Raw genomic sequence first — 26,004 nt, forward strand, 5'->3', positions numbered from 1 at the left:
TTAATTTTTAGTGCGCAAAGCCGTTACGGCCGCCGCCACTGGCAAAAGTAGCCAGCATGCGGGTTCTCTGACCAGCGCTGAACATGTACATGCAGGCATCGTCTGTATAGTCCATGTAGTTCATAGTCATTTCAACCGGCGATCCGGAGCAGGTGCTCAGGTGCGGGTAAGAGGGGCATCCGAAATTAGCATCATTATGCTGCGGTGTATCGCTTACCAGGTCGCTGCCGCAAAGAGCATCGCCCCAGATATGATACAGGTTCAGGAAATGGCCTACTTCATGCGTAGCGGTTCTGCCAAGATTAAACGGCGATACAGCAGTACCGGTATTGCCAAAATAACGGTAACCTATCACCACACCATCTGTAGATGCGCTGCCACCGGGGAATTGCGCGTAACCCAGCACTTCCTGCCCCCCATAGTTAATATAATTCACCACCCAGATGTTCAATACAGAATCCGGCGTAGTAGGATTAATACCACCTAAAGAACTTTTCTTCATGTTCTCAGTACTGGCAGACCAGCTGGTTTTGGTGGAGGATTTACGTACCACGCTTTTTAATGTAAAGTGAATACCCACATTTGCCTTTACACCGGCAAACAGCGCGGGTACGCTGCCATATTCGCTGTTGGCGGCATTGTAATCTTTTTCCAGCACATCGATCTGTGACTGGATCTGTGCCAGGGAAATATTTTCCGTTGTGGTGCGGTACAGCACATTTACCACTACCGGTATCTGCACGCTGCCATCGGGCAGCAGGCGGCCTAAAGATCTGTCTTTAGCAATACGCTGTGTAAGGTTTTCAATAGACTGCAGGCGTTGGCCACGGGCCGGGTCTTTTGAGATCTGGTCTTTCAGTATGTCCATACTGGCGCAGGCACGCGCAGTTGCTGCCATGGGTGTTGGGTCTTTTTCCGGGTTGTCAGCAGGGCGTTCCTGTTTGGTACAGGCAGCCAGCATAAGGGTTATGCCAAATAGGATACTTAGTTGCTTTTTCATACAGAATTGCGGTTTTGTTGTTTGCTCATACAGCTATCAGGTAAGAAATACCTTGGGGGGAGCCGATAGCAGGAGAGTTAAAACGGGTTCTCCGCGCTAAAGTAACTAAAATACTTTTTCGCATACCAGGGTGAACAACGGGACCTGCCCGTGTAATTATGAGGGGGTATTTGCGTGATGGCGCAGTGAGTTATTATCCGGCTGCTGTGCGGCGCGGTACTCGCCTGGCGTAACCTGTTCCTGTTTCCTGAACTGCCTTATAAAATAAGGGATGTTGTTAAAGCCGCTCTGGTAGGCTATTTCAGCAATGCTTGTGTCAGCCTCCTGCAGCAGCTGTCTGGCTAGGGCAATACGTTCGCGTACAATATAATCTGCAGGTGAAAGTCCCAGGTAGCTTTTAAATGCTTTGAAGAAATTGGTGCGGCTCATACAGGCTACCCGGCTCAATTGCTCTATGCTGATCTTTTCTGTGATATGCTGTTTTATAAAATGCAGTACGTGCGCAAAGTGATTGCTGTTATGGGCATATTCGCTGGCCTGCTCCGTTTGTGAAAGATGCTGCTGCTGCGCTATCAATACCAGCAGCTCTTTCAGGGAGAGCTCCACCCGCAGCTCGTTCATAGGTTTATGCTCCAGGCTTAAATGTACGATCTTGTTTATAGTGGCGGTGATCTCCGGGTTATGCAGAAAAAAACAGCTATCCATGGGTAATGCCCAGTGGTGGCTGTTGTCCATTGTATTATATTCCTCATCCAGCTGATCCAGGTTCTTTTGAATAAAATTTTCTTCCATCATTAAAGCCGTGCATTGTGTAGGGGAGGAGATGCCTGCCTCCGGGTAATCGATCAGCATGGCCCGCTGCGCCGGTATGATCAGCGATTCGCCGGGCAGGTAATCAAAAGGTGCTGAACGGTCCATGCGGATCACTTTTTTACCCCGCATCATAGACATAATGGTAAGATGATTGAACTGTAATGGTACCGCCTGTGCCTGCTGGGTAGTTTCAAAAAGGTTCAGCTCACAATGGGTGTAGCTGTACACGCGGCGTTGCTCTACGGCTGGCTGTATAGTGGGGGTCGGTTGTGCCATACTTCAATTTAGTGCATTTCAGGCATTCATAGCGCACATTTGTACGATTGTGTTACCGGAAATGTATTATAGTGTTATGTAAAGGAGCAGGAATGCAGGAAGTTTGAATGCAAGTATTCCGCGTTTTCTTCACTTTTAAATTATCTGAACTTATGAGTAGCAACAGAGGTGTAGTATACATCAAACCAGGGGTAGTGGAAGTGCAGTCTATTGATTTTCCCAAGCTGGCGCTGGGCAACCGCAAATGCGAGCACGGTGTTATACTGCAGATCGTTTCAACCAACATCTGCGGCAGTGATCAACATATGGTAAGAGGCCGTACCACTGCGCCTGCAGGGCTGGTGCTGGGGCATGAGATCACCGGGCTGGTGCTGGAAGCCGGCCGGGATGTGGAGTTCATAAAAAAAGGCGACCTGGTATCCGTTCCTTTTAATATTGCCTGCGGCCGCTGCCGTAACTGCAAGGCGGGGCAAACCGGTATTTGTTTAAATGTAAATCCTGCCCGCCCCGGCGCTGCAAATGGGTATGTGGTTATGGGCGGCGGGGTAGGTGGCCAGGCAGAATATGTAGTGGGGACTTATGCTGATTTTAACCTACTGAAGTTCCCGGACAAGGATCAGGGCATGGCCAAGATCCGCGACCTTACTTTATTATCTGATATTTTTCCCACCGGCTATCACGGTGCTGTTACCGCAGGCGTAGGCCCGGGCTCCATTGTATATGTAGCAGGCGCAGGGCCTGTGGGGCTGGCTTGCGCAGCCTCCTGCCATTTGTTAGGTGCAGCAGTGGTGATAGTGGGGGATATGATCCCTGAAAGATTGGAGCAGGCCAAAAGTTTTGGCTGTGAAATAGTGGACCTGCGCAGCGATACACCTTTACCGGACCAGATTGCAGCTATCATTGGCACACCGGAAGTAGATGCAGCAGTGGACTGTGTAGGTTTTGAAGCAAGGGGCCACGGCAGCCACTCCCATTCTGAACAACCGGCCACGGTGTTAAATGCCGCTATGCAAATTACCCGTGCCGGCGGCGCCATTGGTATTCCCGGCTTATATGTAACGGAAGATCCGGGCGCTAAGGAAGATGCTGCCAAACATGGAAACCTGAGCCTGCGCCTGGGATTAGGCTGGGCCAAATCATTGACTTTTGCTACGGGCCAGTGCCCGGTAATGAAATATCACCGGCAGCTGATGAATGCTATTTTGTATGATAAGATAAAGATTGCCAAAGCCGTAAATGTAGAAGTAATAACGCTGGATGATGCGCCCCGTGGTTATAGTGATTTTGATAAGGGCGCTGCTAAAAAGTTTGTGCTGGACCCCGGAGGCCTGATCAAAAATTAAGTAATTAACGAACCGTGAACATAACAATAACCTGCCGGGGCTGGTCAAAAAGAATGTAAAATCATAAATATAAAATTTCAAATGTAAAAGTAAAATGCCGTGAACATAAGCCTACCAGGTTTCGAAGTATTTACTTTTACATTTATGGATTTGAAATTTTACATTTTACATTCTTTTTGACTAGTGCCGGTAGTACCCTTATTTATTTTGTAATCTAATATCGTAATCATGAACCTCACCTTAGCACAAGCCGAAGCGGCTGTAAAAGCGGCTAAAGAAAAAGCTGCCGCCTTAAACACTTTAATGAACATTGCGGTAGTAGATGCCGGCGCCAACCTCATTGCATTTGTACATATGGATGGCGCCTGGCTGGGCTCTATTGACATATCCATGCGCAAAGCCCGCACGGCCCGTTTCTTTAACATGAACACCGGCGATATTGGCCAGCTGTCACAACCCGGTGGCCCGCTGTATAATATAGAGCATTCCAATGGCGGGTTGATCACTTTTCCCGGCGGCATTCCTGTTAAGGACAGTAAAGGTACAGTGATAGGCGCTATTGGCGTTTCCGGCAGCACGGTGGAGAATGATCATGCCGTTGCAGAAGCCGGGTTAAAAGCAATAAGCTGATCTGCTTTACTGCCAATATCCCATGACCTGCTACCGTGGCCTGTTCCCCGCTCTCAGTGTAAACTGTGTTGCGCCCGCAGGCAAGCCTGCATTCAGTAAGCCCAGTAAGCGGGTGAGGTGCCGTGTATTTACATTGGTGGAGTTGTAAGAATTACCCATAATAGTATCTGTACGGTTTGCAGTTACTGCAGCTGCGCTGTTTAGCGCCGGTGCGGCCTGTGGAGTGCCGGTCATGCCTTCCATGCTGGAAAGGGAGCGGTCCTGTGCGCTCATAGTGGGGAACGCAGCCGCTATTTCTGCATTGCTGCCCGGCAGCTGGTATTCATCCGATGCGCCGATGATATGCCCGAATTCATGCGCTACCGTGCCATTGGGCACGTTCAGGAACCAGCAGGTTTGTTCTGAACGGCCAGGGCCCAGGCTGGGGGCGCAGCTAAGGGTATTATTAGTCATTACGCGGATGGAAACTGCATCCGGATCAGCTTCAGAAAGGAACAACGGCACAAATACCACATTAAACGCCTGCGTGCCGTTAGTGATATGGAAATGGCCATTCCATACGCTGGTAATAGCATTCATCCACCGCGTATATACACCGGCGTTAGCCCCCAGGAAATAAAAACCGCTGCAGCCGGCAGATCCCGCAGTGGGACAACTTACAGTATCATTCCCGTCCACAAACCGCATACGCACAATTACCCGCAGCTCTGTACCGGAAATGTAGCTGTTGGCAGAAATATTTCCTGTAAACTTTTGCATGGCATAATTACCACCACCCACCGGCTGCTCATAATGCGCTTCTTCGTAGGTGGTACTATGCCGCTGGCTGATGTTGGCATCATCCCGGTGATCTATCAAACGAAGCAGCTCATTCTGCAAGGGATCACCGCTGAACTCTACGGTCACTACTTCGCGCAGCATGGTGAAATAAATATCACGGTCATAATCAGGCGCGCCCTGTAATACAACAATGCTCAGCATATCTGCCAGCAGGCGTGCATCGTGGTTAGATACGGCCAGGGTTAAACGCAGATGCGGCTCCGGGGTATGATTATGGAACTGGAGAATGGTGTACACCGTCCATAAAGTACGGCCACGGAAATACCGGCGTATGGTGCCAAAGAATACCGTATCACGGATCAGCAGGCCGGCTTCATCCGGCGTAACACCGCGTAAGCGGTTCAGAAAGGTAATACCATCTGCCCGTGCGCCGGTTAAAGGTTCCAGCACACGCTCACGTACTAAACGCGTTCTTTCAAGCCTGGCCTGGTTATCTGCGCTGATAATGCCTTCTATCATCCGCATAAATTCATCCTGCGGGGCAGCCGGCGTAGGCGGCGTGGGGGCTTCCTGTTTTTGAATAAAGGGGGTTAACGGTTTACGCTGCACCTTTTCTTCTTCCTCACAATGCGCACATTTACGTTGTATAAAAGAAGGTTCCGGCATGCGCATAACAGTATCGGCCATATTATCTGCTTCCTGTTCCAAAGGATCATCTACCGCGCCTACATTTAGCCGGCATTGGATGGGCAGCAGCAAAGGTTCCGCCATATCAGGCGTAGCTTCCATGGTGGCTGCTGCTGCGGGTACTGCAACCGGTGCAGCCTGTGGAGCGGATAATATGGACGGATTTGCTGACATACTATACTGTTATTATGGACAAGCATTACGGAGCGTAGGACAGGGATCATTCTGACCCGGCGGGCATAAACCTGTGCCGCCTGCTGCAATTTCTAAGATAACATCCCAGGGGTGTGCTATTAGCCTGCGCCTGAAACACTCAAAGGCATCGCCGGTATGCAGGTCAAAGTTCATGCGGGTGGTAATACAGTCTACTGTTAATGCATCCAGCCCGTTGCGGATCTCTGCATGGGGCAAAAAAGCATTGGTGATCAATGTCTGTATATTGGCAGGCAGGGAGGGCAGGTCAGCTGCACGCCACGCATACGCGGGATTGGTGGTGGAGGTGGTATCTTCTGCCGGGAATAATGCCGGTGCACGGAAGTTGGCAGGATCTGCCAGCTGCCTGCCCCTGGTAAAATCGCCGGAAACGCCTGCGCTGTAAGCCTGCCGTCCTTCCTGGAAGCTAAGCGTAATAGCTTCTGTAAGCATTTGCTGCGTTTGTTGCTGCGGGGTAGTGGCCGTTGCGCCGCTTGCAGGGAATAAAGCGTCGTCACCTACTGCGCGCCAGTGAAAAGGCGACCCGGTAGTGGAACCGGCGGGCCCGCGGCTGCTCACAACATCCAGCCCTGCGTTATCGGCATCATGCAGCACTTTGGAAATAAGATCGCCAATAGAAAAAGAGGTGAGGGTACTGCCGCCCATAGAGCGTACTACGGGAATGATCTGTTCTGTTAACATATCCACCGTCATCACGTAGCCTATGTTGTCCCTTTCATTAATATGGCTGGCCATGTAACAGCTGATCATGCGTATCATGTTATCTACAAAGCCGGGGTACATGCCATTCCAGTACCGTTGTATATTTCCGCGCTGTGTACGCACATGCCCTGCGGAGAATGCATCTGTTAAAAAGTGCTGTGCAAAACCTTCCCGCGCCTGCCAGGTCCATCTTCTTACTACCAGCGGGTTAAGGCCTTCTGAAAAAGCATCTATCATGGCCTGCGTATGTATATCCGCATAACGCTCCCGGTTACTGTTACCGGCTGAGCTGCCGGTGGAGAAATGGGTTTCATTACGTGCGGCCAGCCGGTTGTACCGGTCTTCTACTGCATCAACAACGGATTGGGATACGGTAGGCCGGGTGCGGGTAGGGTTCACCTTCCACAATACATAATCTATCTGGTCATGGCCAAAGGTGCCATAACTTTCTGCCAGCATAGCTATTTCCTCAATGCTTTCAAAATAGTCGCCGGCCATGGCAATCATCTCCCCAAAAGTTACCGTTCCATAAGAGGTGATGAGTGCACGGTCACTCACTGCGCTATCACCTATACGCCGGTGCTCATCTGATCCGAACCTGCGGATAGTAGCGCCCTGCTGTTGTATAGTATGGGTAAGCTCATGCGCCAGTAAGTGCTGCCCATCGCTGGTTTCCGGTGAGAATTTGCCGCTGTTGAAATAAATATCATTGCCTACGGTGAATGCCTGTGCGGATAACTCGCCGGATAATTGCGATGCATAATCCCCGGTATGGATCCGCACGGAGGAGAAATCCGTTTCAAAACGGCTTTCCATAAAGCTGCGCGTAGTGGAAGGCATGGTTTGCCCGCCGCCCTGCGTAGCGCTTATCTGGTTACTAACTGACTGGCTAACGGAGGTATTGCCACTGCCGCCTGCTTTCTTCTGAATAAAAGAAGCCAGCGGTTTGCGCTGCGCTTTTTCCTCTGCTTCGCAATGCGCACATTTACGCTGAATGAACGAGGGTTCCGGCATGCGCATTACGCGGCCGGCCATATCATCTGCTTCTTTTTCCAACGGATCATCTGCTGCGCCAACTGTTAGCTGGCGCTGAACGGGCAGCCATTGCAAGGGTTCCATACCTTGTTCCGGTTGTGCGGCTTCACTTACTATTGCAGTAACAGGCGCTGCAGCGGCAGCAGTAGCGGGGTTTGAAGTTGACTGGTGTGTTTGTGCAGACATTGCTTTTTGTTATCCGTTAATACATCATCATACTCTGTGGATTACATCCCTGGTAGCAGAAACCTCTCAGGTACCAGGGTTGCGATTCGCAGCCGCGGTAGCATTCCATCATTCTTTCACCTTCCCGGTCGCTGTTATAACGCCGGCTTTCCCAGAAAGCGCCCCAGCCTTTTTGCCAGATGCCGCCACGGTCGTTCCAGGTATGGTCCCATGCATTGGTTGATGAATCGTAATCATCCGGTGTACCGGCGCACTCCGGGTAGGCATGGTTTTGGTCTACCAGCACCCCGCTGTGATCATAAAAACATTCGTTCATGGGATCTTGCGGTGAGGGACGCCTGTCTTCCAGTATACCGCGGAAACCGCAGTGGAACCAGTAGCTGTCGCCATGGTAAGGTACCCAGCCGGGAGGTACGGGGTCAGGATCATTCAGGTGCACAGGGCAGGGGGCCATGCGCTGGATCATTTTACGGCCTATGCCTTCATTTTGCTGTAAGGTATGCGTAAGCTCATGCGCTAACAGGTGTTTGCCCTGTGTTGATTCCGGCGCATACTGCCCGCTATTGAAATAAATATCGTTGCCTACGGTAAATGCCTGCGCATTCAGCTGCGCTGATAAATGGGCGGCATCATTACCGGTGTGGATGCGTACATCAGAAAAATCGGCGCCAAAACGGCCTTCCATAAAGCTGCGGGTATTGCCGGTCATAGGCTGCCCGCTGCCTTTACTGGATGCTATCTGGCTGCTTACGGCTGCAGGGGCGGTGGATGCGCTGCCGGCTTCTTTCTTTTGTATGAAAGAAGCAGCGGGTTTGCGTTGCGCTTTTTCTTCACCATCACATTGCGCGCATTTGCGTTGAATAAAGTTGGGTTGCTGCATGCGCATTTGATGGTTATGCATAGGGGTATGCGCTGCGGGCGTATGCTGTTTTTGGAAGTTAATGATAGTATGTTCCGGCATGAGGTTACATTGTGTATTTAATGGATGTTATTTTATATCCGTTACTTCGCCGTCGCTTCCGCCTGTGTCCAGGCCAATGGTAGGGCCTTTACGGGTGGCTTCAATAGAAGGTGTACCGCCGTTAAAGTCATCAACTTCCTTCACCCACTGTGGCAGTGTTTGATATTTAAGTCCTGAGCCTAAGTGCCCCCAGTACTTGCCCAGGCCTACATAAATAATATTTTCCCCTTCTGTTGCTGTATTGCCGCCGTGATCCATATTGCCCTGGTTGTGAATATATCCCCAGTCGCCGGGGATCCAGTCGGTATCATCGCCTCCATCGTCATTTATAACCGGGCTTTTGCTGCCGCCCACCATGGTAAGCGCAGTAGCGGCTTCGCAGGCAATAGCATATTGCTCCGGATGCACATTAAGGTCATTGATGGCCTTTGTTTTATCCACACCAGGTTTCACATTAAAATTGTCGCTGCCCAGCACCCAGTAATCAGGGTTCATTTTAAAACTGCCTGCTCCTGCCCCGAAGCTATATTGCTTTTTAGCGGCAAAGCTTATAATACCCATCCTGGCAGCCATTTGTTTGCGCAGGCTGGCATTGGCAGCTGCGCTGGTATTGCCCTTCAGCTTAAAGATCCTGGGGGAATGAAATAAGGAGGTTACCAGCTCATTATGTACAGAGCTTTTGTTTACCGCCGGTGCGGTGTAAAAGTTGGCGGATTTTTTAATGCTGTACCCCATAGTATCCAGCTCCACGCCAGAGCTTACCTCTATCATTCTTTGTATACCCTGGCCGCTGCTTTGCTGCAAAGTATGCGTAAGCTCATGTGCCAGCAAATGCTGCCCGCCGCTTGATTCCGGCGCATACCTGCCGCTGCCGGCTTCTTTTTTTGGTACAAAGGGAGTGATGGGTTTGCGCTGCACTGCATCTTCTTCCTCACAATCCGCACATTTACGCTGAATAAAACCGGGGTTCTGCATGCGCAGCGCATCGCCCTGCGCGGGTGCATGTGCGGCAGGCGTTTGTTGTTGCGGAATGCTGATTGTTGTATGTTCCGGCATGAGGACCTACATTATGTGTTTAAATGTTTATAACAGTTCATAAACCAGCTGCCGCGTGCCCAGCGCTTTTTTCAGCTCATCAAACCTTTTACTGAAGGGCAGGCTGCTTTGCAGGTTGCCACCTCCCTGCATGTTGCGCTGTTTACCTTTTAGGATCACCTTACGGAGACGGGTATCTGTTTTTATTACCTGCAATATTTTATCAAACCCTGCATCATTATCGCCTGCTTTTTCCCCGTTTATAAAGTAGGTAACCTGCTCCGGCTGAGCAGTATGAAACTCCCAGCTTATAATAACAGAATCTGTATGCATAGTTTGAATGATCATTTGCGTAATTATTATTCCAGTCCTGCAGTGGGAGAGGTGCGCTGGTTGTCAATAGACGCGCCTCCGTGCCAGCTTTTCACCTGGTCAAACCACTGCTTTAATGTTTTGTATTCAAGCCCCGGGCCAAAGTGGCCCCAGAACTGGTCTTTACCTACATAAATAATATTTTCACCTTCCAGCCCTACCTGCCCGCCCGCGGGGAATTTAGTGTTGGTGATGTAGCCCCAGTCGCCGGGGATCCAGTCTGTAGTGTCTGCGCTGGTGCCATCTGTAAGCGGGCTTTTGCTGCCGCCTTCCATGGTGAGCGTGGTGGCTGCCAGGCAGGCAATGTTATATTCCGTGGGGTTCACATTCAGGTCTTCTATTGCCTTTTGCCGGTCTACGCCGGGTTTTACGGTCATGTCGTTATTCCAATAAGCGGGGTTCATCCTGAAAGCGGCGCCTGCACCAAAGGTATATTTCTTTTTAGACGCAAAGCTTACAATGCCTAAGCGGGATTTTATCTGCGCCTGTAAGCTGGCGTTGGCGGCCGCGCTGGTGCTGCCTTTTAGCTTAAACGTCCTGGGGGAATGTAATAACCCGGAAAAGATCTCATTATGCACAGAGCTTTTAGTAACTGCCGGTGCGGTGTAGGTATCCCCGGTATGGGTAACAGAAAACCCCATGGTATCCAGGTTTACACCGGGATCCACGGAGATGCTTCTTTGTATGCCCTGGCTGCTGCCCTGCTGCAAGGTATGTGTAAGCTCATGCGCCAGCAAATGCTGCCCGCTGGTTGATTCCGGGGCATACTTGCCGCTGTTAAAGTAAATATCATTCCCTACGGTAAATGCCTGCGCCTGCAGCTCATCAGACAGCTCAGCGGCATAACCGCCGGTATGTACGCGTACTCCGGAGAAATCTGCGCCAAAGCGGCTTTCCATAAAGGTTTTGGTATTATCTCCCAGGGCGCTGCCACCGCCTTTTGTGGCTTGTATGCCGCTGCTTACTTCTGCGCTGGCGCTACCGCCGCTGCCGGCTTCCTTTTTTTGTACAAAGGAGGTAACGGGCTTGCGCTGTACTGCATCCTCTTCCTCACACTCCGCACATTTGCGCTGAATGGTGGCGGCTGGTGCAGGCATGCGCATCACGGTATCTGCCATGGTATCTGCTTCCGTTTCCAGCGGGTCATGTACTGCGCCAATAGTAAGGGGCGCTGCTGCAGGTACTACTGCTGCTTTGCCTTCATTAGGACCGGTTTTGCTGGTGTACATAACTACCTGTTTAAATGGTTTTGCCTTCTTTTTTAAACTCCTTGCGGATGCCCTGTAACAGGTCATCTACCAGTATGTGACTGTCGTTGCGGTTCAATGCCATTAGTGATGCATATTGCACCACGTTCATAATAGAACCACCAGACAGCTCATATTGTTGTGCAATACGTTCCAGCTCATCCGGCCTGGGAGGCTGGCATTGTTTGCTAAACGCATTGCTCCAGAGCCGCAGCCTTTCCCTGGACCGGGGCGCCTGGAAGTGGATGATGGCCTGCAAACGGCGGGTAAAGGCTTCATCTACGTTATTACGCATATTGGACGCCAGTATTACCAGCCCGCGGTAATCTTCCAGCCTTTGTAACAGGTAGGCTATTTCCTGGTTTGCATATTTATCGTGGGAGTCAGAGATGCTGGTCCGTTTACCGAACAGCGCATCTGCTTCATCAAAGAATAAGATCCAGTTCTTGTTCTCTGCTTTCTTAAAAACTTTTTCCAGGTTCTTTTCTGTTTCACCAATGTATTTGGAAACAACCATAGAAAGATCTACCCGGTACACTTCCAGGTTATAGAGCTTGCCCAGCAGGGCGGCGGTTAAGGTTTTGCCGGTGCCGGGAGGGCCATGGAACAGCGCTTTGTAGCCGGGTTTCAGCTTTTTGCTCATGCCCCAGCTTTCATATAAGGTAGCGCCATGCTGTACCCATATGCGCAGCTCATCCAGCTGCTGCGCGGTATAATCATCTACCACCAGGTCCGTCCAGTTCAGGGAGGTGCTTAAGCGCCTGGCCGGGAACTCCATACTGAAGTTGGGTTTGCGGAACTGACCCGTAGTAAAAAAATCAACATACTCTTCTGAAATGCTCACCGGGCTGCTGTAAAAGGGTTCATTGCCCGGTGCAGGATCAATGGTAATGATCTGGTGGCCGGAGAAAATATGCTCCGGCTCAAAGAGCTTGTACAGGCGGAAGCGGTGTGCCAGATCATTGCCGGCCAGCAGGAACAGCGCGGTTTCAATGGTAGGCAAAAAGCCGCTGTGCCGCGTGCCTTTGATACCGCCAAACTCCGTATGCCCCCGGCCGGATGCTTTGTTGATGCTAAAGAAAATATCCAGCAGGTGCGGCTGCACATGCGGGATAAGGGTCAGCATTAACAGCAGCCTTTCATCCCGGCTCAGGTGATAATAGTTCACAAACTCCGCGTATACAGAGCGGTCGTTGCTGAGGTCCGGAGCTGTGGTGTCAGCAGGGTCGGTGTCTGCTGTTTCTTTATTGAAATACTCGCTTAAACGGGCATTCACCACCCCGGCAAACCAGGTGATCTCCGCGGAGAGGCTGGCTGCATTTTGATCTAACCGGTTTACGGTAGTTACCGGTCCTTCCATCACGGTTGCGCCGTTGGCCATAAAAAGAGCGATTAGCTGTTAGTAATTAACTGTTAGCTGTTAGCAATTAGCTTTTAGTGTTTAGCGTTAATAGATGATTTACACCATAAGTATAATGCAATCACTAATAGCTAAAAGCTAACGGCTAACAGCTTATTATTCGTTCACCATTCTACAAAGATCAAATAACCGTTCCAGGGCAGGCTGATGGTGGAGAAGCCCCAGGGAATGCTGTCCAGCAGCACATCCAGGGTTTTTTGCTCCACCTGCAAACGCCAGTTCTTTTCCTGGCGGCTCAGGATACCGTCCCTTTTCAGGAAGGTTTCCCGCAGCCCGTTCACAGAAGTATTTTTAAGCATTTTCCAATGCCCGATAATAGATTCCAGCAACAGGGCAGATTCTGTGATCTCTTTTTCTGTAAGCTCCAGATCCAGCGGCACCGGCTCATTCAGCGGCAGGCCGCAGCAAATTTTTTCCATTACCAGGCTGTATTCCGGCACCTGCTGCTGCCCGGTGCACAAATACTTTAACAGGTGCACTGCCCGGTAACAGGCATCTTTACTTTTCCATTCCTTACCATCCCATAATTCCAGCGTGGTAAAGAAAGGACGAAGGAATGCCGCGAGCAGGATTACCCCGGCATGGCGAACAGTGTATTGTTCTTCTTCAGCATGTGTGTTATAGTCCGTTTGAAAAAGCGATCCGGGTAACAATGCTTCTTTTTTAACTGTAGCGGTGGTGCCCCCTGGTAATTGCAGGCCTTTTTCTATAGCCAGTGTTAGCACCAGCGGTTCCACTACACTGCTTTCCTGTTCAGGTGTAATGATGAACAGGTTAAGCAGGTGCTTAGTAAACACCTGCCATACAACATTTTTATCTGCCGTGGCCTGTAACAGCAGGGGCGCGCTTTCCAGCACCAGGTTTACGATCTTTTCCGGTGAGGTAGCTGCCAGTGCTGGTGTAGCCCGTGCGCTAATGGTTTGCCGCCATTCCTGTAATAAGCCCTGCGCATTTGCCAGCGCCGGGAACAGGGTAATGATCTGCATTTTCAGATCATTGCTGAACTGTAAAACCAGGCGTTGCCACAGGTGCGGGTGTGCGCGCTGCGCCTGCAAAAAATCCAGCAGGGCTGCGGGCTGCTCCTGTAACAGCTGCGCGGTAACTTCCTGCAGGTTCAGCTCCGTTTCATCAACCCACCAGGGTAAGCTGCCTTTTAACAGAAAGTGCTGCCACATTTCCGCATAGGAGAGCTGCCTGGCCTGCTGCCGCTTCACCAGCGATATGCCGGCCAGCTTTTGCTGAAAGGCCTGCTCAAACTTTGCCAGGAATACCTCGCTGAACCGGGTGTTGAAACCCTGCGGGCTAAACTTGCCTAAGTCTATTTCCAGCTTATCAATGCGCAGCCATTCCTTATCATCTACATATTTGGAGCATACCCGGTCCACCACTTCCATGATCTGCTCCTGGTAAGTGAGGGAGAAGTTATAGCGCAGGTTCAGCGCCAGCTCTTCATCCGGGCAGTTAACTTCAAATTGCAGTTTATTGATCAGGTGCGACATGTTATATTTATCAGCTTACCGCTTTTTTAACTCTTACATCATCTGCCAGGCCTTTGCTGCAATCATCTTTACATACACCGCAGGGTTGTAAGGTATTGAGCACATCTACCAAAGGATTTACCTTTTCATAGCTGGGCAGTTCCGTTTGCGCCATTTCCTGCAACCAGTCATAATACACTTTTTCAAAGCGCTGCATTTCATTGATGCCTATCCATACCACGCGTGTATATACATGTGCCGGTGATTCCGTTTGCACTGTTTTTTCCACCAGGTTGCGGAAAGTAGCATCGCGGAAACGTTTGGGCCAGCAGGGGAATACTACCGTAGTGCGGAAGGAGTAAGGATCCTCGTTATTGTCGCAGGGATCTGCGGCACAGTACAGGTCCAGCTGGAAGCTGAAGTAGATGATCAGCTGCGCTATTTCTTTTTCAATATCATCCGCTACATCCGGCGCGCCGGGCTGTTTGGATTTTTGATTGAAGATAAAGCTGCTCTGCGCCAGCACTATGTCCTTATCGCCATGGATAATAAAGCTGTATTTCAGCTTGGCAGGATCTTCTTCACCATTGGATACAATGGTATAGTTCACCCTTTCTGATCCATACTCCTGCAGGTCCTTTACGCGTTTGGCCAGGTTCTCATACCGGCGGAACTTTAAGGGCACGGGCGCAGTACCATCTGCAAACGCTTCCTGGAACAGGAACGACTGATCACCTATGCCGGGGTTTACATTCTTGCGGATGTATTCCAGCACCCAGGGCAGGTTATCAAAACATTTTTCAGCGGGTATGCGGTACAATCTTTTACGGTAAGGCGGCACCTCTGTGTTTTGTCCCAGGCCAATGCCCAGGTCACAGGTGTCCAGGCAAATATCCAGCATGCCGGGTAGTATGGGGTTGCCTGCTTCATCCAGCGCACCATCGAACCGCGGGCGTAACAGCAGGTGCTCTACCAGGTGCATGCCTTCGTCATTATTCAGCGTGTCCATTACATACTGCAGGCGTTTAAAGGCCTTATCACGGTCTTCGCTCTTATCAAATTTTTCGCCGGTGGCAATGGCAAGCGCTATCTCAGGGTCTGTGCCATCCCACAGCTCATACCAGAAGGTGCCTATTTGCCCGGCAGATTTGCGGCTGCGCTGGCGCAGCTCATCATGGAAATGGAAGTTGTGCCGGTCGTCTGCAAATTCCAGCAGCTCGCTGATGAGGGATTCCGTGCAGCAGCCGTCTGCTACCTCAATACTGGTAAGCAGCACGGTTTCTTTATTATCCGGATCCACCAGCTTGATCACATTTACGTTCTGGCCTTTTTTATTCTTTTTCCAAACCTGTGTTTTGGTTTTTTCGTCGGTTTCCATCACCGGCTCTACTACAATGTAATCCGGCGCCAGCGTTCTGCGCATGGCATTGCGGAAGCCCAGCAGGCGGCTTACCCTTCTCTCAGTTCCGGAAACATTGGGTGTATCCCAGATATCGTTTTGTGCGTAGTTATAACCTTTGCCACGATTGGTGCTGATCTGGTAGTACTCGCCATCCTTCAGGATGCGGATCTTATCCTGGATCATGCGCTCCTTTACTTTATAGGGCGTAAGCCAGGCGCTGATATTCTCATACTCACTTAAGTCCTCACTGAAGCGGGCCAGCATATGATCCAGGAAATGATTGCGGCGGTCCTGGAAAATTTTAGGTGTTTCCACCAGGCTTTGGATCACATGGGTAAATTCTTTCAGCACCTGCTCCCAGGGATTAGGTGCGCCGTGATCTACCACCAGGTCTTTAAGGTCCTCTATTTCCGTGAGGGCACGGGTAAAATAAGTATGCTTAATGGTATCGTCAAAAGTGAACAGGTCGCGGAGGTGGTTCAGCTGCACCAGGTAATCTGCCAGGATCTGCTCAAAGAACATCAGGTAACCTTTCAGCTGCAGGGCTTGCGTGCGGCGTTTTTCATCGGCCTCATTGGGCAGCCCTGCGCGGTCGCTTACACCATAACACATGGGCAGGGAGTAGGTTACCGGGTAATAATCTTCCAGCTCCATGTTCTCGCCAAGCGGTATAGGCAGGTCTACGGTATGGCCTTCCAGCTTGTACTTGCGTTCCAGCACTTTCAGGTCATTGAACAGCTTCAACATTCTTTCCGGCCGGCGGTCAGCAGGACAGCCGGTGTAATAGGTGAGCAGCTCCCTTTCCTTACAGAAAATGATCTGCGACATGGCTGGTTGTATACGGGCTACCTTGCGCTGTTCCCGCAGGAAGTTCAACCACTGGTAAAAGAAGTTCTTATCAGGATCTGCATCACCGGTCTGGCTGCCACTGGAAAGGTGCAGGTAGGTAATGGCTTTAATGCCTTTAATGTCGGCTATTTCGTTGATAATGTCCGACAGGCGGATGTCGCGGAAAAAGTCTGTTGCCTCCAGTTCTACATCATCAATAAACCCGTGCTTAAGGGCAGGGCCTTCAAATATTTCATCTATCAGGTAACCTCTTTCCTGCATTTGCGGGATGGTATGAAAGGGTACGGATGGGGTGAAGTATTTGTAAATGATGAAGAACATTTGCGCCAGCACCTGGTCAGGATCGGCATATTCCTCTAATGCTACAGATGCCATGATGCCAAAATCCTCGTACTCCACGCCATTGATGCTCAGGAAATCTTCGCATAAATTGCGGTGGCGGCTCAGGCGGTCCAGCACCAGCTGCCGTACTTCCTCCCGCTGGTCGGCCTGCAGCACATCTTCTTCATACTCCACCATTACATTGTACAGCCCTTCAAACTCAATGATCTTGGAGGGGAGCACATTGTTGTTTGGGGAAAGATATTCCAGCAGCGTATTGAGCGCCGTTGTTTTTTTGTCGATATGTTTTACCTGATCCTGCAGCTGTTCCCGTTCTGCAATAAGCGCGGCCCTTTTGGTGGGGTCAATGTCCGGCATATCTATCTGCGTGGTCAGGTCGGCGATCTTTGTTTCAGCGGCGGTTTTTGCGGTGGCTAATTTTTGCAGCAAGGCATTAATGTCCTGCGTTTTGGTGTTGCGGTAAGCACCTACCTGGTCGGTGGTAAGTGATTCCAGCCCCAGCCTGCCGTAACATATTTTTTCATCCGCATCATCGCAGCTGCAGCCGGCTTCCTCCCGGATCTCTGCATCGTTATAATCTATCCACACCGGTACTTCATAATCTTTGCTGGTTTCTATCCAGGCATTGCGCACGCCTTTAATGTCGATCACCAGCTTACGGTAATCGTTAATGGTAAGCGCATTGTTATGCAGGATCTGCCGGGCGGTGTAAAAGATCTGCTTCCAGGTATCGTTATTCAGCTGCTCCGGTGCCAGCAGGTCTTTAATATCAAAGTCCGTGCGGTAAGAGAGGTCCGTAATGGCGTAGCAAACTGCTTCCAGTATGGAGATGCCGGGGTCTGAATTATTATAATCCGTCCAGATATCGCTGCCCAGTTTTGAAATGTATTGTATGCCTTTGTCGCGTAACGCTGGATAATCTTCTGCGGGCAGCAGCGGATTGGATTTTATTAAATTAACTGGCTCTTGCATGTCAGCTTATTTTATGGGAATAGATCATTTGGGGTTCTTCTTGTCTGTTTTCTTTTTAGTGCCGGTTAGCTTCAGCGGTGCTGCGGGCGCTTTTTCAGGCGCCGGCGCCGGTTTGTCAGTAGCTGGTTTACCTGCGGGAATAGTATCCTTTGCGGCAGGATTTACCGTTGGATTGGCCGGTGCTGTTTTATCTGTTACAGGGGTATCCACTGCTGGTTTGCCGGTAGCTGCTTTTACAGCGGCTGCTTTCTCCGCAGCTAACTTATCGGCTGCAGCTTTATCAGCGGTAGCTTTTTCTGTGGCGGCCTTATCAGCAGTTGCTTTTTCTACAGCTAATTTTTCCGCAGCCAGTTTACCGGCAGCAATTTTCTCAGCTGCCGCTTTCTCCGCAGCTGTTTTTTCAGTCACCGTTGTTTTACCCGGCGCGGTGCTTACCGGTGGTTTGGTATCTGTTGCAGGTTTAGACGGTACCGGGTCTGTGGCTTGCGGCGTGCGCGGAACATTGGCTACGGGGCCGGGTACCGGCGTTCTTGTGGCTACTCTTTGCTCACAGCGCGATGGTTTAACCGGCTCTTCGTAAGGTATAATAATATGTTTGGGTACTGATACCAGTATGGAGCGCGGGGTAGAGGGCTGCGCTACTACCACGCCAATAAAGTTCAGCTGGTCCTGCAGCAGGCGTTCCACATCATCACAGCCGGTTAGCTGGTTCAGCACTTCAGGCATGTCGTTATTTCCCTGGTCGTCATCTCCCTCATCATCTGTTTGCGGAGGGCAACATTCATCCTTACATACAAACAGCAGGAAGTCGGTAATGAAATCTACATACGGCCTTTCTTCAATGAAATTTACAATGGAAGACGCGTAGATCTTTTGCCCGAACTTCACATCTGCATTTTCATCAAAGGCCCAGGGGGTCAGGAACTGCACCAGCTCCTCATTCAGCTTTTTCAGGAAATAACCTTTGTCTGTACCGGATACAAATTTTACACGGAAAAAGGTAAGCACCTGCTCATACAGCGGGTTACGTGCCCTGATCTGTACAAAGGGCGAACTGCGTTTTTTCAGATAAGCTTCAATATCCAGCAGGGTGCGGCGGCTTGTTTTAGGCTGCAGCGGGTTAATGGCATTGCGGTTCTTCAGGTTGGCTATTGCCACCAGCAATACATGCCCCGGTGCTACCTGCGGACCGCAGCAGGTGGTTTCCCCATTACCATCTGAATTTACTTCCGTATGTTCCCTGCAAAGGCAATTAGGATCTGTATGCGGAATACATTTCACTTTGTAAATGCTGGGAAAACGGTCCAGCACCAGGTGCTCATAATCCCAGGCATTAATGGCGCGTGCCTTATGGCGCAGGCGCTCGCTTACGCGGGTATAAAATTCCTTGCCTACCTCTGCATGTTTTCCATCAAAAGACGCAAAGGGCTGTGATACTTTACTTACTTCTGCCACCTTTACAGATAGCTTGCTGATGCTGCCTGCGGGCAGCGCATTGTCAAAATGCGAAAGGGCGTTCCCGTTATCGTCAAATACTACTTCTACGGCCTGCGCCACTACATCCACCAGCATGGGGAAGCGGTCGGCATGTGCGGTTACACTGGCGCAAAACCAGTGCAGGCCGCCGGTAATAATGGTGTTATTATTGGTAGCATCTTCCGGTACATCTATTTTAATAATGCCGGTGGTCTGAAAATCGAAGGTGCCGTCAAACACAATGGCTTCACCTCTCAGCGGGCGCCATTCGTTGTTGCTCAGGTATGCCCAGTGCACCGGCGGCGGATCATTTTCTTCATCCTTAGCCGTGCCTTCTGCAAACTGGAACAGGAGGGACAGCGTTTGCAGGGGTTGTACTTTTTCCAGCCCTATGAATAACATGCCTTCTTCCTGTATATCGCCGGAGTATTGGTTCAGCTGTGTGCCGGTATCAATGCCGCTGGCGCTCAGTAATAATTGCGCCAGGTACCGGTCGCTGGCGCTGCGGGCCAGGGCCCTGGACTTGGCTTTAGTGATGGCTGCACCTGCCGGCTGTGGTTTGCCGTCTGCATTCAGCGTGGGTTTAGTGGCTAAGCCGGCTGAGGTATCGATTGTGCCATTACTATCCGTTTGCTGGTCGTACTGGCTGTAGGGGCTTGTCCAGGTGAATTGCGGTAGTAAAGATCCTTTTGCATCTACCAGCAGATCGGCTGTTTTACGGCCAAAACGGGAAGGCAGCTGCTTAATGGGGATCAATACATCATTGAGCTGGGTGAAAGATTTTATGCCACTATTATTGTTTGCGGCCAGGTCTATTTCCACTGCGCCAAAAGGATATACATGGAAGAACTGGTCGGTACCGGCTTCCAGCGCTGCCAGCTCTGAGTAATAGCTCAGTGAAACTTCTTTGATCTTAAAGAAGGCTGCATAAGCGGCTGATTGCTGGAAGAAATTATCGTTGTTAGGATTAATGAAAAAAGTATTTTCTACCTGCAAAAAACCTTTGGGGGTTTTCCCGTTCTCAAACAGGGCAGGATATACCAGGGGCGCCCGTACCGTGGTAATGGGAGTGGAGGGCTGGCTACCCTGTGGATCACCGCCTACGTTCAGGATATTATACGTAAGCTCATTTTCATCAAACAGCGGTCCGCTGAAGCTTTCGCCGGATAAGTACAGCCACTGTTTGCTCTGCAGCAGGCTTACCTTATATTCCACCATGCTTTCATTTATATCTAAAGCGCCGCTGTTGTTCACGTGCCGGATGTTCAGCGAGAGTTTTTCCAGCGGCTTGTTAAACACTTCGTTACTGCCAACGTAAAAGGTGCTGCCGGTTTTGGGATAAGCCGTGAAGGGGTCAAATGGTTTGCCGGGTGTAAGCAGGCCATCATCATTTTGCAGGGTCAGCACTTTTAGCCCGTCAAAATTTGCATAGGTATCTTTTACAAAGGCGGCGGCTGTAATGCCACCAGCAGCTGCAGCAGGCGCCGCTGCTGCAATGCCAATAACAGGAATGTGGTTTATAGATCCTACGCGTACATTAATAGACAGGCCGGTGTAGGAAAGATCTTTAAAGCGGCCGGCGGTTAAACCTATATCCGGCCCTACCATCAATTGCATTACCGGGTAAGCCGTGTTGTAGGTACGGCCTGCGTGCAGCTTGGCATCAAAAGGTATTACCCCTTTTTCTGCTATGGGCAGGAAAATGTAAATGCGGTCCGGAGCGCTTTCTCCGCTATAGATGCAGGAGCCTAATTCATCCTCGTTATTAAACATATCATCGGAGTACAATTTGGCGAATTGTGCTGCCGTGATTGTTTGATCTATTTTTAACCAGCCGTCTTCGCCGGTAAGCCATATCTCCGCCTGGCCTGCATCAAACAGCTCTTTAATGCCGTTGCTTTGCAGGGTTATCAGCCGGTTACCGCCCTGCAGCAGCAGCTGCGGCGATGCAATGGCAAAACCAATTGCGGTTTCATTGCGGGTGTTTATTTCATCATTAATAATATCCAGCGCTTCGCAGATATTAGCGGCTGCTCCGGGGTGATTGCTGCCTTTACCAAAAGTGCTCCACTTGGGATAGGGGTCTGTGAACGGTGTGCCGTATCCATCCAGCGAGTTGGCTACCGGGCGCGCATAGAGGGTGGCAATGTTCTTGCTTTCTTCGTCTGCTTCCAGCGGCAGCTTTTCAATGAACAGCGTTTTCAGCTCTTTGACCTTGGCCTGGTTCACTACCAGGGCGCCGTCTGTTTTATATACCTGGTCTTTGCCCAAAGCATCCTTACCGGCATCCAGGGGAGTGCCTGGCGCCAGGTCGTAGGCTGCTACATCTTTGGCCAGCTCAAACACTACAAAGGCGCGGTCTGGGATGGCCGGTTTTTCCGTGAGCTGTAATACCTCGCGGTAATAGAAATCCAGCACACGGCCGGTGAGGGTGTTCATCTGGTCCTGCGCTAAACGGAACAGCTGCAGGAATGCAATGAACAGCGCCATGTGCGGCTGGTGGGCCGGGTATTGCTCCATGGCATATTGCAGGTAGCTTTCAGAATTATCTACCAGCTGGCTCATTACACCATAGAAGCTTAGGAAAATGGAATCTGCGAACAGGGCGGCAAAACGGATCTTATCTTCCGGCGTAGCGCCTTCATAGATGCTGATGTCTGCATCCACGGGGTCATTTACCTTCCACACATCATCATTTTCAATGGGGCTAAAGTCCAGCGTAAAAGCATTCTTGGCATCTACCAGCTTAAAACCTTCTTCATAGGCTATCATTTTCTTCACCTGCTCCTGCAGGTTAGATTGAATGGCCAGGTTCAGGTCTACATACAACGGGTTTTGCGGAATAGCCAGTGAATACCAGCGGTCCAGCCTTGCCAGCATGCCCAGTATGGGATCAAACAAATTTGCATAGGTTTGCCCGGTAGGCTTCAGGTCCAGCTTAGCGCGGTTCTCCTCGTAATCCTTTTTGATTTGCGCAAGGTCTATGGTGCCAATGGAGGCGGCAATTACCGCCATATCGCGCCGGAAAAATTCACGCCAGCTCACCTGTGCGGGCGGCGTATCATCTTCTACCTGGCTTCCGGGAATATCGTAGAACCGGATCTGTGCGGCATATCTTTTTGCAAATACCAGCAGGTCTTCAAAACTGCGGCCATCCACCGGTGCATAACCGGGGTCCAGCGCTTTCAGGTACCGGCCCAACTGGCCCGACCCGTCGCGGTTAATAGTGGTATGACAATGACAATTACTCATCGGAACGTCATAATTAATTTATTGATGAATAGCTTAGCCAAACAGTGTTTGGCCCTGCGTTATACAGGTTTTACCGTTTCAATGTTCGTAGCTTCGTTGATGTAGAAGGGGAATACGTAATTGTAACGGGTATTGGTAGTGATAATACTGTATTCAATGTTGATCTCGAGCCGTCCTTCTGCCTGGAAAGCAGTAGAGGTAAGATTCTCCACAATGATCCTGGGCTCATGGTAAATGAGCGCTTCCCGTACTATTTTTTCTATCATGGCAATGGTGGGTACGTTCAGCGGATCAAATACGTGGGGCTGCAGGTTGCAGCCAAAGGTGGGCAGCATTACCCGCTCACCGGTAATGGTGGAAAGGATGATCTGTATGCTGCTGCGTACATCTGCTTCTTCAACCAGCATTTCGGGGCCGTTCCATTCCCTGCGGAAGGTGGGCGGAAAGCTCCAGCCCGTTCCTAAAAAAGATCTGTCTGTATTTTCCATGATGTTGTGGTTAGTAGTTGTTATAAAAAAGATCAGCCGCCTATCACCACTGTGGGAAAACCGGCGGCTATTTGTCCGCCATGCGAGGTCATATCGCCCTGGCGCGCGGCTTGTTGTCCGCCAATCAGCACTGTGCCGGATCCCGCGGTAATGCTATCCGGGGGACCGGCGCATACACACTGCCCGCCGACTACTGCGGCCGGCTGTCCGCCAATGAGCACTGTAGGCACACCGGCCGGCATAATGGGACCGCCTGTATGCGGACTGCCGTTGGGGTTTGCCATGGGGCAGGTGTGGTTGTCGGTTACTCTGGCTGCTGCGGGCATATTATTTAATTACGAATAATCAATTACGAATTATGTACTGCGTTATTCAGAGATTTCGCCTGTAAGCACTTACATCTTGTTTTACCTGGGACATCTCATCCATGATTATTAATTAATAAGCACTTTCGCCCCTCTGATCGTTACGTCTTTTGCGGCATTAATGGTAATGCCGGAAGAGTCCATCTTAATGCTGTTCTGGTTATCATCCTTCAGCTCAATGGCGCTGGCATCACTGTTAAGGATCAGCGATTTTTCGCCACTGGCAGTGGGTACCAGTAAGGTCATACGTTTGTTGGTATCGTCAAATATGAGCTTAATGCCTTCCTTGGTTACAAAGCCATATTGCAGGGAGCCATCCTGCTCCGGCAGCGCTGATTTTTTGCTGTCTTTGCTATGCAGGTAACCTACAATGACAGGCTCGCGGGGATCATCGTTCAGGAAGCCTAACACCACTTCATCCGTTACCTGCGGACGAAAATATACGCCGCGGTTAGCGCCGGCATCCAGCGTGGCTACCCTTGCCCAAATGCCTTCCTGGCTGCTGGTAATGGAAGGGATATGTACTTTTACGCGGTACTGGCCGCCGCCTTCCGTATCATCCAGGCCTAACACAGTACCTATCTGCAAACCATTTACACCGGGTAATAAACCGGCGGCAGGTTTGTCCATCACATCTTCTTTTTTGTAGAACCATTCCTCGCGCCAGCCAAACTGTATATCAGTTTGCCAGTTGCCTTCAAAGTGATGCAGCACACCGGTTACAAACACATTGCCGTTAAAGCGGTCGCCTACACCGGCCAGGGTGACCATGGTGCCGGGTTTTACAGCGGCATTGCCTTCCACCCGCACACGGCCTATGGCTTTGGAAAGATGGCTGCGCATGGCATAGGCATCTGACCAGTCCTGTAATTGCTGTTGGGTAAGATGCCCGGCGTGCGTAAGCTTTACTTCCGCGCCTAATACAGCGCCTATTTCTGAGGAGGCTATATTACCGTTCTCCGTAAAGGTGGCGCTGCCTGCATTGGACGTTTCCGGCTGCTGCGTGGTATAATCCCATGACTGGCCGGTTACGCTTTGCAGCTGGCGGCGTGCATCCATTTCACCTTCAAACTCCCAGAGGTTATCGCCGTAAGTGGCGGTAAGCACTGGTGCGCCAGTGGTGGAAGGCTTTTTTACGATGATCTTTCCATCATCCGTAAGCACCAGCATGCCATTGGCTTCTGCGCGGGTAACTATAAAGTCCCAGTCAGATGCATCAAACTGTACGAGCTGTTTGGGCGGCGGGCTGCTGGTAGTGTCTACAACCGGCGATGGGTCAATGGGCCGGGCCAGTGTAGTTATTACCTCGCTGTCTGTTTTGTTGATGTAATAAGCGTGCTTACGGGCAGCTGCCAGCTTAATGGCTTTGTCTTTTGCTTCTATCAGTAACAAAGAGCCCTGCTGGCTTACCTTGATGGCATGTTTTATAATAATGCCTTCAAATACGGTGTCTGCTTCGCCTTCATAACCCAGCTGCACGCGGATCTCGCTGCCCGGTTTAAACTTATCGTCGTTGCTGAGCGGAAAGTTCCGGTCGCTGGCAGAGCCGTCTGCAAACACCAAACGGGCATAGGCAATTTTGTTAAAAGATTTATTGACGGTGATCTGTGCCAGCTGGATCTCATTGCTTAACACGGTACCGTTAATAAACACTTTTTTGGTAATTACATGCCGCGGGGTTTGCGTGCCGGGCGGTAAACTGTCTAATACGCCCATATGCTTACGATGTTTGAGTTTTACTGGAACCGTTGTTACTGTCTATTGGCGGGAACTTTAGTTTGGTGCCTGCCTCCAGCTTCCGGAAGTTCTTCAGCTTATTGACCTTTGCTACCTGCAAATAATAAAGCTGGTTATTATAGATCCCGTTCGTGAGCACCGGCAGCAGCTCGCCTTCCTTTACGGTTTTGTAATGCGTAAGGTCGGGCGATGATAACATGCCCAGTATATCGCTCAGGGTGGGCACGGTGTGCTCTGTAAAGGAGGCGCTGATCTTGGCGCGGATGGGCAGGCCGGTAAAGTCAAACAGGCTGTAGGTAACGTTAGAGCTGTTTAACGCACAGGTGCAGATAAAAAGGCCATACTGCACCAGCAGGAAAGCCGGTTTGTGCAGGGCGCCTCTCACACCTGTAGTGGCGGCGCGGAAGAGCGCTACCTGCGCAGTGACCGGTATCTTTACACCATTGGTGTTTACGCCGGTACCGTCAATAGTAAATTCCAGGGTAAAGGTGCGGGGTTTGGTGCCTTTATACTTCAGGTTGGCTCCCTGTGCGCCGGGCGGGCAGTTGGCCAGCCAGTCAATATCCTCATGAATGGTGAAATTCTCAGGATTGAACATGGCAATAAAGGGGATACCAATTGGGAAACCCGTATCATTTATTGGAATGATCTTGAGATTAAAGGGCAGTTTTGCCAGGCTTTGATCGTCCATTATCTTTCTTTTTTCTCCCGAAGGATTTCCAGAATTTTTTCAGCCAGTTCGTTCTCGCTGTTACCGGCAGCAGCAGGCGGGCATTCCGGCGGATTGGTGCTTCCCGTGCTGCGGGTGTCCGGCCGCGGATCTACTACCGCTTTAATGATGACTTCATTGATTTGTACGGCCATTTTTTTGAGCTTAAAGGTGAAAGCATAAAGTATAAAGCTTTTAGCTTTTTGGAATACGCTTTCAACTATTAAAAAATGC

General features: G+C 50.5%; 19 protein-coding genes. 2 read left to right on the forward strand and 17 right to left on the reverse strand.

What is annotated here, in order from left to right:
- Positions 1–7: 7 nt before the first annotated feature.
- Complete coding sequence (locus KVT36_RS12490) at positions 8–1,000, reverse strand: zinc metalloprotease (RefSeq protein ID WP_217603834.1); 993 nt, start codon at positions 998–1,000, stop codon at positions 8–10.
- Positions 1,001–1,156: 156 nt separating this feature from the next.
- Positions 1,157–2,089 carry a helix-turn-helix domain-containing protein gene (locus tag KVT36_RS12495; RefSeq protein ID WP_217603835.1) on the reverse strand — a complete coding sequence of 311 codons (933 nt, stop codon included), beginning with the start codon at positions 2,087–2,089 and terminating at the stop codon, positions 1,157–1,159.
- 152 nt (positions 2,090–2,241) lie between these two features.
- On the opposite strand from KVT36_RS12495, the gene fdhA reads away from it, so the two are divergent.
- Positions 2,242–3,432, forward strand: coding sequence for a formaldehyde dehydrogenase, glutathione-independent (gene fdhA / locus KVT36_RS12500; protein ID WP_217603836.1), 1,191 nt, complete (start codon positions 2,242–2,244; stop codon positions 3,430–3,432).
- Positions 3,433–3,660: 228 nt separating this feature from the next.
- A complete protein-coding gene (locus tag KVT36_RS12505; protein ID WP_217603837.1) occupies positions 3,661–4,062 on the forward strand; it encodes a heme-binding protein in 402 nt (133 codons plus the stop codon).
- 30 nt (positions 4,063–4,092) lie between these two features.
- Here the strand turns inward: KVT36_RS12505 and KVT36_RS12510 are convergent, their stop codons facing one another.
- The 15 genes from KVT36_RS12510 to KVT36_RS12580 form a co-directional block, all read right to left on the reverse strand.
- Complete coding sequence (locus KVT36_RS12510) at positions 4,093–5,703, reverse strand: hypothetical protein (RefSeq protein ID WP_217603838.1); 1,611 nt, start codon at positions 5,701–5,703, stop codon at positions 4,093–4,095.
- A 12-nt stretch (positions 5,704–5,715) separates the two neighbouring features.
- Positions 5,716–7,665 (reverse strand): DUF4157 domain-containing protein, encoded by a 1,950-nt coding sequence (locus KVT36_RS12515; RefSeq protein WP_217603839.1) that lies wholly within the window; start codon positions 7,663–7,665, stop codon positions 5,716–5,718.
- Between the two features lie 16 nt (positions 7,666–7,681).
- Positions 7,682–8,626, reverse strand: coding sequence for a DUF4157 domain-containing protein (locus KVT36_RS12520; RefSeq protein ID WP_217603840.1), 945 nt, complete (start codon positions 8,624–8,626; stop codon positions 7,682–7,684).
- A 27-nt stretch (positions 8,627–8,653) separates the two neighbouring features.
- A complete protein-coding gene (locus KVT36_RS12525; protein ID WP_217603841.1) occupies positions 8,654–9,682 on the reverse strand; it encodes a DUF4157 domain-containing protein in 1,029 nt (342 codons plus the stop codon).
- Positions 9,683–9,709: 27 nt separating this feature from the next.
- Positions 9,710–10,009 carry a hypothetical protein gene (locus KVT36_RS12530; protein ID WP_217603842.1) on the reverse strand — a complete coding sequence of 100 codons (300 nt, stop codon included), beginning with the start codon at positions 10,007–10,009 and terminating at the stop codon, positions 9,710–9,712.
- An 11-nt stretch (positions 10,010–10,020) separates the two neighbouring features.
- On the reverse strand, positions 10,021–11,262 hold the full coding sequence (locus KVT36_RS12535; protein WP_217603843.1) for a DUF4157 domain-containing protein: 1,242 nt from the start codon (positions 11,260–11,262) through the stop codon (positions 10,021–10,023).
- Between the two features lie 10 nt (positions 11,263–11,272).
- Positions 11,273–12,661 (reverse strand): ATP-binding protein, encoded by a 1,389-nt coding sequence (locus KVT36_RS12540; protein WP_217603844.1) that lies wholly within the window; start codon positions 12,659–12,661, stop codon positions 11,273–11,275.
- Between the two features lie 143 nt (positions 12,662–12,804).
- Complete coding sequence (locus KVT36_RS12545; RefSeq protein ID WP_217603845.1) at positions 12,805–14,199, reverse strand: contractile injection system tape measure protein; 1,395 nt, start codon at positions 14,197–14,199, stop codon at positions 12,805–12,807.
- 10 nt (positions 14,200–14,209) lie between these two features.
- Positions 14,210–17,743: a hypothetical protein gene (locus tag KVT36_RS12550; RefSeq protein WP_217603846.1), complete on the reverse strand. Its 3,534-nt coding sequence runs from the start codon at positions 17,741–17,743 to the stop codon at positions 14,210–14,212.
- A 24-nt stretch (positions 17,744–17,767) separates the two neighbouring features.
- Entirely contained in the window at positions 17,768–22,471 is a 4,704-nt protein-coding gene (locus tag KVT36_RS12555; RefSeq protein WP_217603847.1) for a hypothetical protein, read from the reverse strand.
- A 59-nt stretch (positions 22,472–22,530) separates the two neighbouring features.
- Positions 22,531–22,959: a GPW/gp25 family protein gene (locus KVT36_RS12560; RefSeq protein ID WP_217603848.1), complete on the reverse strand. Its 429-nt coding sequence runs from the start codon at positions 22,957–22,959 to the stop codon at positions 22,531–22,533.
- 32 nt (positions 22,960–22,991) lie between these two features.
- On the reverse strand, positions 22,992–23,285 hold the full coding sequence (locus KVT36_RS12565) for a PAAR domain-containing protein (RefSeq protein WP_217603849.1): 294 nt from the start codon (positions 23,283–23,285) through the stop codon (positions 22,992–22,994).
- A gap of 108 nt (positions 23,286–23,393) precedes the next feature.
- Complete coding sequence (gene vgrG, locus KVT36_RS12570) at positions 23,394–25,040, reverse strand: type VI secretion system tip protein VgrG (protein WP_217603850.1); 1,647 nt, start codon at positions 25,038–25,040, stop codon at positions 23,394–23,396.
- Positions 25,041–25,044: 4 nt separating this feature from the next.
- Positions 25,045–25,752, reverse strand: a complete 708-nt coding sequence (locus KVT36_RS12575) for a hypothetical protein (protein ID WP_217603851.1) — start codon at positions 25,750–25,752, stop codon at positions 25,045–25,047.
- Positions 25,752–25,925, reverse strand: coding sequence for a DUF5908 family protein (locus KVT36_RS12580; RefSeq protein WP_217603852.1), 174 nt, complete (start codon positions 25,923–25,925; stop codon positions 25,752–25,754). Before KVT36_RS12580 ends, KVT36_RS12575 begins: the two co-directional genes overlap by 1 nt.
- Positions 25,926–26,004: the final 79 nt, after the last annotated feature.

Source organism: Chitinophaga sp. GbtcB8, from assembly GCF_019091455.1.
In the GTDB taxonomy this organism is placed as follows: Bacteria; Bacteroidota; Bacteroidia; order Chitinophagales; family Chitinophagaceae; genus Chitinophaga.

What these genes read in the sequence shown, in the direction of transcription:
- KVT36_RS12490 (WP_217603834.1), bottom strand. Translation starts at nt 1,000, where the DNA reads ATGAAAAAGCAACTAAGTATCCTATTTGGCATAACCCTTATGCTGGCT.
- KVT36_RS12495 (WP_217603835.1), bottom strand. Translation starts at nt 2,089, where the DNA reads ATGGCACAACCGACCCCCACTATACAGCCAGCCGTAGAGCAACGCCGC.
- fdhA (WP_217603836.1), top strand. Translation starts at nt 2,242, where the DNA reads ATGAGTAGCAACAGAGGTGTAGTATACATCAAACCAGGGGTAGTGGAA.
- KVT36_RS12505 (WP_217603837.1), top strand. Translation starts at nt 3,661, where the DNA reads ATGAACCTCACCTTAGCACAAGCCGAAGCGGCTGTAAAAGCGGCTAAA.
- KVT36_RS12510 (WP_217603838.1), bottom strand. Translation starts at nt 5,703, where the DNA reads ATGTCAGCAAATCCGTCCATATTATCCGCTCCACAGGCTGCACCGGTT.
- KVT36_RS12515 (WP_217603839.1), bottom strand. Translation starts at nt 7,665, where the DNA reads ATGTCTGCACAAACACACCAGTCAACTTCAAACCCCGCTACTGCTGCC.
- KVT36_RS12520 (WP_217603840.1), bottom strand. Translation starts at nt 8,626, where the DNA reads ATGCCGGAACATACTATCATTAACTTCCAAAAACAGCATACGCCCGCA.
- KVT36_RS12525 (WP_217603841.1), bottom strand. Translation starts at nt 9,682, where the DNA reads ATGCCGGAACATACAACAATCAGCATTCCGCAACAACAAACGCCTGCC.
- KVT36_RS12530 (WP_217603842.1), bottom strand. Translation starts at nt 10,009, where the DNA reads ATGATCATTCAAACTATGCATACAGATTCTGTTATTATAAGCTGGGAG.
- KVT36_RS12535 (WP_217603843.1), bottom strand. Translation starts at nt 11,262, where the DNA reads ATGTACACCAGCAAAACCGGTCCTAATGAAGGCAAAGCAGCAGTAGTA.
- KVT36_RS12540 (WP_217603844.1), bottom strand. Translation starts at nt 12,661, where the DNA reads ATGGCCAACGGCGCAACCGTGATGGAAGGACCGGTAACTACCGTAAAC.
- KVT36_RS12545 (WP_217603845.1), bottom strand. Translation starts at nt 14,199, where the DNA reads ATGTCGCACCTGATCAATAAACTGCAATTTGAAGTTAACTGCCCGGAT.
- KVT36_RS12550 (WP_217603846.1), bottom strand. Translation starts at nt 17,743, where the DNA reads ATGCAAGAGCCAGTTAATTTAATAAAATCCAATCCGCTGCTGCCCGCA.
- KVT36_RS12555 (WP_217603847.1), bottom strand. Translation starts at nt 22,471, where the DNA reads ATGAGTAATTGTCATTGTCATACCACTATTAACCGCGACGGGTCGGGC.
- KVT36_RS12560 (WP_217603848.1), bottom strand. Translation starts at nt 22,959, where the DNA reads ATGGAAAATACAGACAGATCTTTTTTAGGAACGGGCTGGAGCTTTCCG.
- KVT36_RS12565 (WP_217603849.1), bottom strand. Translation starts at nt 23,285, where the DNA reads ATGCCCGCAGCAGCCAGAGTAACCGACAACCACACCTGCCCCATGGCA.
- vgrG (WP_217603850.1), bottom strand. Translation starts at nt 25,040, where the DNA reads ATGGGCGTATTAGACAGTTTACCGCCCGGCACGCAAACCCCGCGGCAT.
- KVT36_RS12575 (WP_217603851.1), bottom strand. Translation starts at nt 25,752, where the DNA reads ATGGACGATCAAAGCCTGGCAAAACTGCCCTTTAATCTCAAGATCATT.
- KVT36_RS12580 (WP_217603852.1), bottom strand. Translation starts at nt 25,925, where the DNA reads ATGGCCGTACAAATCAATGAAGTCATCATTAAAGCGGTAGTAGATCCG.